Genomic DNA, 14120 nt, shown 5'->3' on the forward strand with positions numbered 1-14120 from the left:
TTGCACTATATTCTATAGTATGCTAGAGAAAAAAACAATAGATCATGAAAAGGCAGTTCTCATTGGCGTTATCACTAAAGAACAAAATGAAGAAAAGGTAACGGAATATCTGGATGAGCTGGAGTTCCTAACCTTTACTGCCGGTGGTGAGGTAGCCAAGCGTTTTGTGCAACGGATAGATCTCCCCAATCCCAAGACCTATATAGGTAGTGGGAAGATTCAAGAAGTGGAGGCTTTTGTAAAGGAACATGAGATCGGTTCTGTGATCTTTGATGATGAACTTACTCCTGTTCAGCAACGCAATATTGAAAAGCAACTTAGATGTAAGATCCTGGATAGAACAGGGCTTATCCTAGATATTTTCGCCCAAAGGGCTCAGACCAGTTATGCCAGAACCCAGGTAGAACTCGCCCAGTACGAATATCTCTTACCAAGATTAACAGGCTTATGGACCCACCTGGAAAGACAACGTGGTGGGATTGGGATGCGTGGACCCGGGGAAACGGAAATAGAAACAGATAGACGAATAGTACGAGACCGCATCTCGCTGCTAAAAAAGAAACTTAAGAAGATAGACCGCCAAATGGAAACCCAGCGTGGTAACCGCGGTTCATTAGTTAGGGTAGCGTTAGTGGGGTATACAAATGTGGGTAAGTCTACACTTATGAACGTCATTAGCAAGAGCAATGTCTTTGCCGAAAATAAACTGTTTGCAACACTAGATACTACGGTTCGTAAAGTGGTCATTGGCAACCTTCCCTTTTTATTGAGTGATACAGTAGGGTTCATCCGTAAACTACCCACCCAATTGATAGAGAGCTTTAAAAGCACACTCGATGAGGTAAGGGAAGCAGACATGCTGTTGCATGTAGTTGACATCTCCCATCCCAACTTTGAAGAGCATATCGCCTCTGTGAATAAGGTACTAAACGAGATAGGCTCAGCCAATAAAGAGACCATAATGGTCTTTAACAAAATAGATCTTTACAAAGCTGAGGTTATTGAAGAAGACGATCTAATCACCGAAAAGACCAACAGGCATATGAGTCTGGAAGAATGGGAAAATACCTGGATGCATCGTATGGGTGGCAATGCGCTCTTTATTTCAGCCCTGAACAAAGAGAATTTGGAAGCATTTAAAGTACAAGTTTATAAGACAGTGCGAAATATTCACGTCACAAGATTCCCATATAACAACTTTTTGTACCCCGAAAATTTGGATGAATACTAGATTGTGACAAGAAAATTTAGGTAGTTCATCGAAGAAATAAACCCTTCATATTTTTCACAACAAGAACTCAATAGTTGACAACATAGTTTTGGCTTCCAGACCTTCTGGTGATACATTTACAGTGTAGTTAAGTGTACGTGTTTATCCCCAAATCCTACCTGAACTTGCTACTTTAGTGTTCATTTCCCCAAATCAACACTAAGAATTTAGATCTTATTAACAGACCTACTAACAAAAAACCCTGATCGATTGCTCAGGGTATTTTTTGTTGTATTGTGGTATAATGAACGAGCTGCTGAATACTAAAGTTTAAAGTTTGATTGAAGTTGTCACTTCTTCTTAAAAAGTGGCACAGAAGAACAAGCTTCCCCATACATAATACTTTTGGCCACGCCTTGAAGTTTTTGAGTTGCCCATATATAAGCGTTTTCGGGAACAGGTTTACTGGAACATCCTTTAATGATAACCGGCTTGTCCTTAAATGATGATACGTCTAGTGCGTCTATTACTGATCTGAAAAGTGCGGTTTCAAGTAATTCCAGGTCTCCAAGCACTATTTGTTTTGCATAAGGCTGCAACTTGGTGGTGATCAGCATAAACGCCCAGCCCGGAACTATGGCATCTGTAGAACAATGCATGGCTACATATGCATCCTTGTATTGTTCCCATGCATGATCTGTAACGAAGGCTCTGAATTCTTTTTCCTTAAGGACGATCCCTTCGTATAGCCAATCCTTTATATCCAAAACAACCCGTTCGCCTTCAGGATAGTAATCCTCAAGATCAATAGTCAGGAGTTTGCTTTGAGCCACTCTGTTTACAATATCTGCCATTCTTATTATACTGGTTATACAGCCCTCTGGCAATCTATATTAAATCACTACCTCCTTAACTTTTGGATGGCATGATCAGGGCCAATATTAGATATACCAAAATGCCTAAGCCCATTAAAGTAAATACAAACCATAATATTCTCACAGTTTGTTTAGACCATCCTAAAAAATCCGCAATGCCTCCACATACGCCAAATACAACTCTGTCATCAGATTTTTCAAGTCGTTTATTTTGCATAGAAATTCGAAGTTATTATGGTTGTTAACTTAAAGCATCCCTAATTCTAATTTAGCTTCTTCACTCATCAGATCCTGGTTCCATGGGGGATCAAAAGTGATCTCAACCACAGCATCTTTTACTACGTTGAGCGACTTTACCTTCTCTTCCACTTCTACCGGCAGTGTTTCCGCTACCGGGCAGTTTGGTGAGGTTAAGGTCATCAGTATCTTTACTTCATTGTCCTCATTGACAAAGACGTCATAGATCAGTCCTAATTCATAAATATCTACAGGGATCTCCGGATCGTAAATGGTCTTTAACACTTTTACGATCTTTTCACCTAATTCTTGTGTATCAATAACGGTCTCACTCATCTTCTTCCTAATTTAACTGTGTTTGATATGCCACCGCATATAATTTTAGTTGTTTTATCATGCTAACCAGGCCGTTGGCCCTGGTGGGGGATAAATGCTCTTTTAGCCCAATTTGGTCAATGAATCCCGTATTGGCATCAATGATGTCCTGCGGTTTCTGATGACTAAAGGTTCTTATAAGGATGGCAATGATCCCTTTTGTAATTATAGCATCACTGTCTGCCGTAAAAACTAGTTTATCACCCTCCAGTTCAGCATGTACCCAAACCTTACTTTGGCATCCTTTGATTATGTTATCGTCTGTTTTGTATTGTTCTTTGATCAGGGGCAGCGATTTACCAAGCTCTATCATATATTCATAGCGCTGCATCCAATCATCAAACATTGAAAATTCGTCTACTATCTCATCTTGTATTTCCTGTATGCTCATTCACTGTTCTTTGTCGTAAAAATACGATAAGTATTACTGTCTTTCAATAGTCTGGCCCTGTTTACCTACCAGAAGGATCATGGGATTAAATCCTTATCGCAGCATTTTTTTTGCCTTTATTACTGCCTCAATAAACCGGTTTATCTCTTCTTTTGTATTATAAAAACTAAAGCTTGCGCGTATAGTACCGGGTATTTTATAGTAGTCCATTACGGGTTGGGCACAATGATGCCCCGTACGCACTGCAATGCCCATCTTGTCTAACAATGTTCCCATATCATAGGGATGGATTCCCTGAATATTAAAGGAAATTACGGCCGTCTTGTTTTTTGAAGTACCATAGATCTTTACCCCCTCTATTTCCGAAAGTTGCTTGGTAGCATAGATCAACAAGTCGTGCTCATAGTCCTCAATAGCTTCTATTCCTATGCTGTTTAAATAATCTAAGGCCGCTCCAAAGGCAATACCTCCACTAATATTAGGAGTGCCAGCCTCAAATTTATAGGGAAGATCTGCATAGGTGGTCTTTTCAAAAGTAACCTCAGCAATCATCTCTCCACCTCCCTGATAGGGCGGTAACTTGGCTAACCATGCCGACTTTCCATACAACATCCCAATCCCCGTAGGGCCACATAATTTATGGGCCGAAGCAGTATAGAAGTCAACATCCAGTTTTTGAACATCCACTTTAATATGGGGTGATGATTGTGCCCCGTCTATAAGAACTGCCGCTCCTGCGTCATGAGCCAGGGTGATAAGTTCTTGGATAGGGTTGATTGTTCCCAAGGCATTGGATACATGGTTACAAACAACCAATTTCGTTCTGTCCGACAGCAGATCACGGTAGCTATCCATCAAAAGTTCTCCCTCTTTACTCATAGGAATGACCTTTAAGCTTGCCCCGGTTCGCTCACAGAGCATTTGCCAGGGAACAATATTGGAATGATGCTCCATAGCAGAAACCAGCACCTCATCCCCTTTTTTCAAAAAGGCTGTAAACCCATTGGCCACCAGGTTGATGCTATGTGTTGTCCCCGAGGTAAATATGATCTCATGGGCCTTAGCCGCATTAAAGAAATGCTGTATTTTAGTTCTGGCCCCTTCGTATGCCTCGGTAGCTTCTTGTGCCAGGGCATGCACCCCGCGATGTATATTGGCGTTGTAATTACTGTAGTAATCAACAATGGTATCTATTACCTGTTTGGGAGTTTGTGAGGTAGCAGCATTGTCAAAATAGATCAGCGGATTCCCATTAACTTTCCTGTTTAAAATTGGGAAGTCTTTTCTTATTTGGGTGATATCCAATGTGTTCTCTGTCATGCTGAGGAAGATATTTGATCTGAGCAATCCCAACCTACAGATCAAATCCTAACCGAACGCCAAGCTTGGTAGCGATAAGTTTGTTGATCCGTTTTTTTAATTCGGGTAGTCGTACGCTTTCCAGCACATTATTCGCAAATGCATACATAAGAAGTCCGGTGGCCTCTTTCCTTGGGATGCCCCTGGATTGCAGGTAAAACATAGCATCGTCATCTAACTGACCAATGGTACATCCGTGAGAACACTTCACATCATCTGCAAAGATCTCGAGCTGAGGCTTGGTATTGATGGTTGCCTGGTCGCTGATAAGGACGTTGTTGTTTTGCTGAAATGCATTGGTCTTCTGAGCGATCTTATCTACAATGATCTTTCCGTTGAAAACCCCCGTAGATCGTTCGCCATAAATACCTTTGTAATCCTGGTGACTCTCACAATTTGGCTGCTTATGGTGCACCAGGGTATGGTGGTCCACATGTTGTTTTTCCCCCAGGATTGTGACCCCTTTTAAGGTAGAATCTATATACTCGCCGTTCTGAAAGAAATTCAGGTTATTACGAGTTAATTTCCCTCCAAAAGAAAAGGTATGCACTTTTACGACACTCTTGTCTTTCTGAGCGATATAGGTGTTATCTATTAGGGATGCGTCTTTGGTGTCATTCTGAACTTTATAATAATCCACAATGGCATCTTTGGCAGCAAATATCTCTGTGACACTATTGGTCAGCACCTCGTTTTTTGTAAGGCTTTGGTGCCTTTCTATCACCTGTAATTCTGCATTTTCTTCAACGATGATCAAATTTCTGGGCTGTAGCATTAGCGATGCCTCGTTCCCAGTTGCAAAATGTAAGATCTCAACTGGTTTTTTGGGTGCCTTATTCTTCGGAATGTAGATGTATGCTCCTTCCCTGCTAAATGCCGTATTTAAAGTTGTAAGCGATTCTTCCTTGGAAGCTATCTTGTTGAAATAGACATCGATTACCGGCTTATACATCGGCTTGGTCAGCGCTGAACTCATCAAACAAATATCTACCCCGTCATGGGTGGTTTCTGACAAGTAAGAGCTGTAGATCCCATCAATAAAAACGATCTTGTAGGTGTCTATCTCATGCAGGAAATACTTCTTTACCTGATTATACTCCAGCGAATTTTCCTCTTTTGGAAAAATGCTGAAATCAACTTTCTGTAAACTATTTAAGGAGGTGTATTTCCAGGCTTCCTCTTTTTTAGAGGGAAATCCTTTTGTTTCAAAGTTCTTTATGGCCTCAGATCTGATATCGTGAATGGGATTTTCCAAATCCACGTTATTTTCGAATGCCATAAAAGAAGATACCAATTTTTCCTTTAGATCCATGCTGCTTAATATTCGCTCATTTATGGCGATCCCAAATACGACCGCCTAATTTCTTTTTCTAGTTACGCTACCGGTTCCTTTTTTAACCAGTCGTATCCTTTTTCTTCTAATTCCAGGGCCAATTCCTTAGTGCCAGATTTCACGATTTTCCCATCGTGGATCACATGCACAAAATCGGGAATAATATATTCCAGTAACCTCTGATAGTGCGTGATCAGGATCACCGCATTTTTCTTGCTCTTTAGTTTGTTCACCCCGTTGGCCACTATACGCAGCGCATCGATATCCAGACCAGAATCAGTTTCATCCAGAATAGCCAATTTTGGTTCTAACATGGCCATTTGAAAGATCTCATTCCGTTTCTTTTCTCCTCCGGAAAAGCCTTCGTTCAATGATCTGGAGAGAAACTTCCTGTCTATGTCTAAGAGCTCAGATTTTTCCCGAATAAGTTTCAGCATCTCATTGGCAGGCATATCTTCTTGCCCACGTGCTTTGCGAGATTCATTGATTGCCGTTTTCATAAAGTTCGTTACGGATACTCCCGGGATCTCTACCGGGTATTGAAACGAAAGAAATATTCCTTTATGAGCCCTTTCTTCGGGAGAAACTTCATCCAGGTCTTCTCCTTCATAAAGAATGGTCCCTTTGGTCATCTCGAATTCTTCTTTTCCTGCAATAACAGAGGCAAGGGTACTCTTCCCGGAACCGTTAGGTCCCATAATGGCGTGTACCTCGCCTGGTTTTACTTCCAGATTTACCCCCTTCAGGATTTCCTTACCATCTACTCTGGCATGCAGATCTTTAATTTTCAACATGATATGCTATTTTACTTTAATTCTTGTTCTTATTGATTGCTTATCCTACAGAACCTTCCAGGCTTATTTCCAGGAGTTTCTGAGCTTCCACGGCAAATTCCATGGGTAATTTATTGAGTACTTCTTTACTAAATCCGTTTACGATAAGAGCTATGGCCTTTTCTGTATCAATACCACGTTGGTTGCAATAAAAGATCTGGTCTTCCCCAATCTTACTTGTGGTGGCCTCATGCTCTATTTGAGCCGATTTGTTCTTTACTTCAATGTAAGGAAATGTATGAGCCCCGCATTCGTTCCCCATTAGGAGTGAATCGCACTGAGAAAAGTTACGGGCGTTCTCTGCCCTGCTGTTAACTTGTACTAATCCTCTATAGCTGTTTTGCGATTTCCCAGCAGAGATCCCTTTAGATATGATGGTACTCTTGGTATTCTTCCCTAAGTGTATCATCTTGGTACCGGTATCTGCCTGTTGGAAATTATTGGTTACGGCAATGGAGTAGAATTCTCCGATAGAATTATCCCCTTTAAGGATACAGGATGGGTATTTCCATGTAATGGCCGAACCAGTTTCCACCTGTGTCCAGGAGATCTTGGCATTGCGTTCACACATGCCTCTTTTGGTCACGAAATTGTAAACCCCTCCTTTTCCTTCTTTGTTTCCCGGGTACCAGTTTTGTACCGTAGAATATTTGATCTCAGCATCATCTAAAGCGATCAGCTCTACCACAGCTGCGTGCAATTGATTCTCATCTCTTGAAGGTGCTGTACAGCCCTCCAGGTAACTTACGTAACTGCCCTCATCTGCAATGACCAGGGTTCTTTCGAACTGCCCTGTACCCGCCTGATTGATCCTGAAATAGGTGGAAAGCTCCATGGGGCATCTTACCCCTTTTGGGATGTAGCAAAATGAACCGTCTGTAAATACCGCCGAGTTTAATGCAGCGTAAAAATTGTCCTTTGGAGGAACAATAGACCCAATGTATTTCTTAACCAGCTCTGGGTGCTCCTTGATAGCTTCTGAAATAGGACAAAAAATAATTCCCTTTTCAGCCAGTGTTTTCTTAAAGGTGGTAGCCACAGAAACAGAATCCATAACAATATCTACCGCCACACCGGCTAATATTTTTTGTTCGTCTAATGAAATACCTAACTTCTTAAAAGTGTCCAATAATTCCGGATCTACCTGGTCCAGGCTTTCATATTTAGGTTTTTTATTAGGTGCAGAATAATAACTGATGTCCTGAAAATCGGGTTTTTTGTAGTGAATGTTGGCCCACTCTGGTTCTGTCATTTCCTTCCACCCTTTGAATGCCTCTAACCTCCATAAGGTCATCCATTCTGGTTCTTCCTTCTTTTTGGAAAGGGCAATGACAACTTCCTCACTCAATCCCTTGGGAAAAGTGTCCGATTCAATATCTGTATAGAAACCATATTCGTATTCCTTGGTTTCCAGTTCTTTTTTTAATTCTTCCTCTGTATATGCCATGTTCTGATTTCTGTGATTTATAAAGAGAAACTTTCTCCACACCCGCAGGTGCGCTGTGCATTGGGGTTATTAAATACAAATCCCTTGCCGTTAAGACCTCCGGAATATTCCAGGGTAGTTCCTACCAAATAAAGAAAACTCTTTTTGTCTACTATAATGCGCACGTCGTTGTCTTCAAAGACCTTATCTGTCTCGTTGATAAGATTGTCGAAATTCAGTTCATAAGACAATCCGCTGCAACCACCACTCTTCACGCCTACACGCACGTAATCTTTGCTAACATCATAGCCTTCGTCAGCCATCAGGCTAGATACCCTCTTTTTAGCTGTTTCTGAAACTTTGATCATCTTAATTGGATTTATTCTAAATAGGTTACAAATATACATTAAAACTGGGGTATACAAATAGATGCTAACATTATAATAACATATGTGAGGATCAGATATTTCTATGCCCCAGATCAAGGAAAACTAGAAGGAAAGTCGATTTATTTAGAAGGGCAGTCCCTTTCTATTCAATTTTTATAAGGATAAGGTCTGTGCCTCCTTTATTTTCAAAAGCATTGAAGTCCGTGCTTTTACTTTCCCCTACGAGTACTAGACCGCTATCACTGGTTTCAATAGCATCGAACCCAAATTCTAGGTCTGTTCCGCCTAGGGTCTTTTGCCATAAGATGGACCCCTGAGCATCGATCTTGAGGAGCCACAAATCATTTTCTCCTGCATTAGCACTAAGATCCTGATCATTGCTTTTAGAATTGCCCGAAATAATATAGCCTCCGTCTAGTGTAGTACGTATACTTTCAGCTGCATCAAAAGCTGCGCCGCCATAGGTGTGTTCCCAAAGCAAGGCCCCTTGAGCATCGATCTTGATCACCCAAACATCCGATTCTCCATGGGAAGCACTAATATCACCATCTGTACTGATAGTACTGCCGGTGATGATATAACCCCCGTCTTCGGTTTTGGCAATATCCTGGGCTATATCTATGCCTGTTCCCCCATAGGAATGTTCCCATACTAGATCACCCTCATCCCCGATCTTTACCACCCAAAAATCATAGGATCCTCTTGCGTCAGAAATATCAAAGTCATCACTTTCGGAAAAACCGGCCATCACATACCCCTGGTCATGGGCGGTGACTACCGCATGGGCGCGGTCATTATTGGTTCCTCCAAAATATTTTCGCCATTCTAATGTCCCCTGGGCATTGAGCTTGATACCCCAAAATTCTCCCACTCCATGCCTGGTAAGGGAATAGGATTTATCTGTGTACCCATCGGCCTTGGCAGAAGTAATATCCAGAAAACCGGTAAAGAAAAGTCCACCATCTTTACTTTCAACAATATCGTACGAATGATCGTGCCCCGAAAAACCAAAGCTTTGTTCCCATTCAATTGTACCCTGACTATCTAATTTTAGAACCCAATTGTCATGGAAGCCTTCATTATTACTGCCATCTCCATCATCACTCATGGCATATCCCGTGATGGCATAACCACCATCTGAGGTTTGGATAACAGCCTGACCTCTATCATCTTTGCTGCCTCCATAGGTCCTGGACCAAAGCAGTGTGCCTTCAGCATCTGTTTTTATTAACCAGTAATCATTGACATTGTTGGTCTTAGGTGCAAGGTCTCCATCAGTACTATCAGTAAAACCAAAGATGGCAAAGCCACCGTCTGAAGTTTCAATAACCGAGCGTGGGGTATCATCCCCGGATCCTCCAAAGGAATGCATCCAGGCAACTTCTCCTTTAAAAGAGATAGTGTTTTCCACAAGGACCAAAGTCCCTGAATCCCTGGTACAGGAGATCAGAATCAAAATGAGCAGTACAGCAATAGGTAGTTTCATGGACAGATCAATTAGATTTCTGAACAATAAAAAGCCCCGAATTAATATCACTTAGTACGATCTTCCCGCTTTCAAAAAAGGGATAGACACTCCAAACACCGTTAAATGAAGCGCTGTTGTTGGAAGGAAAGCTGTCGAAAAAACCTGTTTCCATAATGTTCCCATTTGCGATATCGGAAATGTCCATAACGCGCACACCCGCAGTATAATTCGCCAGAAAGAAATCGTTTCCTTTTACATATACATTGTGGTCAATGGCCGAAGTAGTTCCCAAATAGGTTGTATGTAAAACAGGATTATCCAGATCTAACATGTCGAACACCAGTGTTCTTGAATTAAATCCAAAATTAATCTCATCCAATTCATCTCCCAAAATAAAATAGCGCTGATCCTCGGTGAACCATCCCTGATGGGTATAGCCTAAATTTCCATACTGTATCCCGGTAATGTTCGTGGGGTTTTGTTTATCTGTAATGTCTACGATAATTACCTGATTTTCATTGGCTCCAATATAGATCTCCGCCCCGGCATAATCAGCATCTGGTCCGCTGTATGAAACCACCTGGGCATCATGGGTATAGCCCGAATCACCGTAGCCGCCGGCTGCCATGGGATTTAACGGATCTTGGATGTCCATAAAATGCACCCCGCCATTATATATGTCACTCCTTGCTGTTCCTACGGCATAGGCAAAGCCCGTTGTTTCATTGATCACAATATTGTGTGAATTGCCAAATCCGGTATAACGGTTGTCTGCCAAAAAGGTTGTGGGAGCACCGGTAACGTTGAGCAAATTCTTAAGATCAAAGACTTGCATCCCATGGTCAGCAGCCTCAGAACCAATATAGGCATAGTCCTGATAGACCTTGATATCTCTCCAGGAGCTAGATACTGTGGCCGTGGGTAGTTTACCTAGATATATAAGCTCTTCTGTATCCGTGATCTCTACAAAAGCAGTTCCGTTATTTAACCCTATTAGCGCAAATTCACGGTTAGAAGCAACATCTGTCCATCCCCAAATATCATTGGCCGCAGAAGCATTGAGATCATTGAGCGAGATCCTGCCCAATAGGTCGTAACCATCACATGGGTATACCCCTGCAAATCCATTTTCACACGGAACAAAATTACTTTCAGATCCACCGGGATTATCAATTGGCGGATCCACAATAGGATCCATCTCTACGGGATCAATATTGCCATCATCATTTATAATATTGGCATCATCATTTTTAGCACATGCAAAAAACAATACCAATATGAAGAGAAAATATAAAGACTTTTTCATAGCATTAGAGGTTTGGGACCTTATAGTTTTTCAAAGTAAAGATACGATTAATTCAATATCCTCCTTACTTTTGCGGGATGTTCGAAGAGAAAGATGCTAATAAAACAAGCCTGGAAAAGCTGGGTGAATTTGGTCTTATTGACCATTTAACGGATCAATTTAAGATTACACAACCCTCTACCGTCAAAGGCATAGGCGATGATGCCGCCGTACTCCAATTCAAGGATAAAAAAGTGTTGATCTCAACTGATCAGCTAATAGAAGGGATACATTTCGACCTCAGCTATATGCCCCTCAAACACCTTGGGTACAAGGCTGTAGTAGTAAACCTCAGCGATATTTATGCCATGAATGGAACTGCTACGCAAGTACTTGTCTCTATCGCCGTATCTAACCGTTTTCCACTGGAAGCCCTGGAAGAATTATACGCCGGAATACAATTGGCATGCGACCTTTACAAGGTAGACCTTGTAGGGGGAGACACTACCTCTTCAGAAAAAGGCCTGTATTTGTCCATAACAGCGGTTGGTGAGGTTGAAAAAGGAAAAGAAGTATACAGAAGTGGCGGTAAGCCCAATGACCTTTTGGTAGTAAGTGGTGATCTGGGCGGGGCTTATATGGGGCTACAGGTGCTACAGCGAGAGAAAGAGGTTTTTAAAGTGAATCCAAACAATCAACCAGATCTGGCACCCTACAGTTATATCGTAGAACGGCAACTAAAACCCGAGGCGCGAAAAGATATTATTACCCTGCTAAAAGAACTGGAAGTGAATCCTACTTCTATGATAGATATTAGCGACGGACTATCTTCTGAGATCTTGCACCTCTGTTCTAAAAGTAAGGTTGGTTGTATGCTGTATGAGGAAAAGATCCCATTAGATCCAACGGTTATTTCGGCCTGTGAAGAATTTAATTTAGACAGTACCACGGTAGCGCTGAGTGGAGGGGAAGATTATGAATTACTGTTCACTATAGAACAAAAAGAATTCCCAAAAATAAAGGGCAACCCCAATCTTACTGTCGTGGGGCATTTGACAGAAGCAGATCAGGGCGCACACTTAATTTCCAGGAATAATACCAGTATACCACTAAAAGCCCAGGGATGGAATTCCTTCGGCTAGGTGTACTTATGCTACTTGCTGTTCTCCAGCATGTCTTTTTTGGTAAATGATCTCCAGGGTATGATTAATATCCTGTAACTCAGGCGTCAAAACAGCTAAATTACCGCTCACATCCGTGGTAACTTCTTTACCGCAGTGAACGCATTTGTACTCTTTAATGTGCTGGGTTACTTTTTTAGACACGGAATAGTGGTGGCCAAAAATATTGCAAAATATCTTTTTCATGTAAGTAGGTCATTAGGGCTGCAAAATAAAGTTGGGGAACCTCAGTTTTGCATATGGTTATAATTAGTGTTGAGCAATCTAAAAAGCGTTCATTGAACACCTTAAGAATGGAACGTACTCTACAGAACTTTTATTGAGTTACTCCCGTTATATTTATCATTTTTTCGATGAACGTCTTCTTTTCACCAAAAAAAGGCCTTTAATTTCCATTTGCCTGTTCTTTCATTTTCTTCTATTTCTTCTATCTTTCGACACTTAATTAGCAGGATGTTCAAAACCAAAGAACTTTGGATCACTTCTTTTGCCTTATTCTCCCTTTTTTTTGGAGCCGGGAACCTCATCTTGCCTCCTCAGTTGGGTTTTAGAGCAGGTCCGGACTGGTGGTTGGTTGCCCTGGGGTTTGCCCTTTCGGCAGTATTGATCCCCATTCTGGGTATCAGGGCCCATGGCAGGTTGCAAGGCACTATGTTCGATTTTGCCAAAAAGGTATCCCCCACCTTTAGTTTGGTGTACTGTATTTTGGTCTATGTTATTTCCATTAGCTTGCCTTCTCCCAGGACGGCTTCGGTAACCCACGAAATGGCCATTGCACCACTGTTCAATAGTGCCCCCTTGTTAAGCAGTTTTGTCTACTTTGTTTTGGTCCTTGTTTTTGCCCTTAACAGATCTAAAATTCTGAACATTATTGGCAAGCTCATGACCCCTGCTATCTTACTGATCCTTGTGGCTATTATTGGAATAATCATCTATGTTGAACCCTTCACTTTTGGTGCAGCTGCTATTGCTAATCCACTGAGTTATGCCGTCATAGAAGGCTATCAGACCTTTGATGCCATTGGGGCCGTAGTAGTAGGTGGGGTTATTATAGTCTCTATCAATCTAAAAAATACCGGGAAGGACTACGCTCATAAAAAGAAATTGATTACAAATGCCGGGTGGATGGCAGGACTGGCTCTCTTTCTCGTCTATGCCGGTCTAATACTTTCCGCCGCTTTAATGCATACCCATTTTGAAGACGATATTTCCAGGACCGACCTTTTGCAGCAAATGAGCCTTATTACTTTGGGGAATACCGGGAAGTTTATCTTTGGAATTCTAGTGAGCCTGGCCTGTTTTACGACGGCCGTTGGGATAGTTGCCGGCACAGGGGATTTTGTGAAAAGCAGATTCGCAGACTCTCAAAAAGCCTACATCATTACTGTCATTGTGGGCTGTATTTTGGGAGTTTTAATGGGTCAGCTAAACGTTGGATATATTATAAATGTTGCACTCCCTGCCCTGATGTTTATTTACCCCATTACCATAGTACTCATCCTCCTTAATGTATTGCCGGATAAATGGACAACTGCTAAGGTGTTTCAGGCAGTGGTGATCGCCACCATTCTTTTTAGCGTACCCGACTTTCTATCTAGTTTAGGCCTTGCCGAGAATATGGAATCTCTTAATCAATACATCCCTTTAAGCTCGGTCCAAATGGGATGGATCGTTCCAGCTATGTTTACTCTTCTTGTTGCCAACCTTCTAAAGTACAAGAGCGCAAAAGGAACAAAAAATAGCGTGTAAATTGCAATA

The 14120-nt window shown here is 41.7% G+C and carries 15 protein-coding genes; 3 read left to right on the plus strand and 12 right to left on the minus strand.

Annotated features, from left to right (window positions below; translation table 11 throughout):
• Window positions 1-19: 19 nt before the first annotated feature.
• Window positions 20-1231, plus strand: coding sequence for a GTPase HflX (gene hflX / locus Q0X72_RS01170; protein WP_297760826.1), 1212 nt, complete (start codon window positions 20-22; stop codon window positions 1229-1231).
• Between the two features lie 329 nt (window positions 1232-1560).
• Here hflX and Q0X72_RS01175 read toward each other — a convergent pair whose 3' ends face one another.
• The 11 genes from Q0X72_RS01175 to Q0X72_RS01225 all read right to left on the minus strand — a co-directional run bounded on the left by Q0X72_RS01175 (window position 1561) and on the right by Q0X72_RS01225 (window position 11202).
• Window positions 1561-2064, minus strand: a complete 504-nt coding sequence (locus Q0X72_RS01175; RefSeq protein ID WP_297760828.1) for a DUF2480 family protein — start codon at window positions 2062-2064, stop codon at window positions 1561-1563.
• 55 nt (window positions 2065-2119) lie between these two features.
• Window positions 2120-2302 carry a PspC domain-containing protein gene (locus tag Q0X72_RS01180; RefSeq protein WP_297760831.1) on the minus strand — a complete coding sequence of 61 codons (183 nt, stop codon included), beginning with the start codon at window positions 2300-2302 and terminating at the stop codon, window positions 2120-2122.
• A gap of 29 nt (window positions 2303-2331) precedes the next feature.
• A complete protein-coding gene (locus Q0X72_RS01185) occupies window positions 2332-2658 on the minus strand; it encodes an iron-sulfur cluster assembly protein (protein WP_297760834.1) in 327 nt (108 codons plus the stop codon).
• Window positions 2659-2665: 7 nt separating this feature from the next.
• The gene (locus Q0X72_RS01190) at window positions 2666-3088 is read right to left on the minus strand and encodes a SufE family protein (protein WP_297760837.1); all 423 of its coding nucleotides are present in this window, start codon (window positions 3086-3088) and stop codon (window positions 2666-2668) included.
• 93 nt (window positions 3089-3181) lie between these two features.
• Window positions 3182-4408: an aminotransferase class V-fold PLP-dependent enzyme gene (locus tag Q0X72_RS01195; protein WP_297760839.1), complete on the minus strand. Its 1227-nt coding sequence runs from the start codon at window positions 4406-4408 to the stop codon at window positions 3182-3184.
• 34 nt (window positions 4409-4442) lie between these two features.
• The gene (gene sufD / locus Q0X72_RS01200) at window positions 4443-5759 is read right to left on the minus strand and encodes a Fe-S cluster assembly protein SufD (RefSeq protein ID WP_297760842.1); all 1317 of its coding nucleotides are present in this window, start codon (window positions 5757-5759) and stop codon (window positions 4443-4445) included.
• Window positions 5760-5821: 62 nt separating this feature from the next.
• Window positions 5822-6574, minus strand: a complete 753-nt coding sequence (gene sufC, locus Q0X72_RS01205; RefSeq protein WP_297760845.1) for a Fe-S cluster assembly ATPase SufC — start codon at window positions 6572-6574, stop codon at window positions 5822-5824.
• Window positions 6575-6614: 40 nt separating this feature from the next.
• A complete protein-coding gene (sufB, locus tag Q0X72_RS01210; RefSeq protein ID WP_297760847.1) occupies window positions 6615-8060 on the minus strand; it encodes a Fe-S cluster assembly protein SufB in 1446 nt (481 codons plus the stop codon).
• A 17-nt stretch (window positions 8061-8077) separates the two neighbouring features.
• Window positions 8078-8407 carry an iron-sulfur cluster assembly accessory protein gene (locus tag Q0X72_RS01215; RefSeq protein WP_297760850.1) on the minus strand — a complete coding sequence of 110 codons (330 nt, stop codon included), beginning with the start codon at window positions 8405-8407 and terminating at the stop codon, window positions 8078-8080.
• A gap of 163 nt (window positions 8408-8570) precedes the next feature.
• Window positions 8571-9914 (minus strand): hypothetical protein, encoded by a 1344-nt coding sequence (locus tag Q0X72_RS01220; RefSeq protein WP_297760853.1) that lies wholly within the window; start codon window positions 9912-9914, stop codon window positions 8571-8573.
• Between the two features lie 7 nt (window positions 9915-9921).
• Window positions 9922-11202 carry a choice-of-anchor B family protein gene (locus Q0X72_RS01225; protein WP_297760857.1) on the minus strand — a complete coding sequence of 427 codons (1281 nt, stop codon included), beginning with the start codon at window positions 11200-11202 and terminating at the stop codon, window positions 9922-9924.
• A gap of 77 nt (window positions 11203-11279) precedes the next feature.
• Between Q0X72_RS01225 and thiL the strand changes: the two genes are divergently transcribed.
• Complete coding sequence (thiL, locus tag Q0X72_RS01230; RefSeq protein WP_297760860.1) at window positions 11280-12323, plus strand: thiamine-phosphate kinase; 1044 nt, start codon at window positions 11280-11282, stop codon at window positions 12321-12323.
• A gap of 6 nt (window positions 12324-12329) precedes the next feature.
• Here the strand turns inward: thiL and Q0X72_RS01235 are convergent, their stop codons facing one another.
• The gene (locus Q0X72_RS01235; RefSeq protein WP_297760863.1) at window positions 12330-12548 is read right to left on the minus strand and encodes a hypothetical protein; all 219 of its coding nucleotides are present in this window, start codon (window positions 12546-12548) and stop codon (window positions 12330-12332) included.
• A gap of 267 nt (window positions 12549-12815) precedes the next feature.
• Between Q0X72_RS01235 and brnQ the strand changes: the two genes are divergently transcribed.
• Entirely contained in the window at window positions 12816-14111 is a 1296-nt protein-coding gene (gene brnQ, locus Q0X72_RS01240) for a branched-chain amino acid transport system II carrier protein (protein WP_297760866.1), read from the plus strand.
• Window positions 14112-14120 lie beyond the last annotated feature (9 nt).

This window comes from uncultured Muriicola sp. (assembly GCF_947258935.1).
Lineage (GTDB): Bacteria > Bacteroidota > Bacteroidia > Flavobacteriales > Flavobacteriaceae > Muriicola.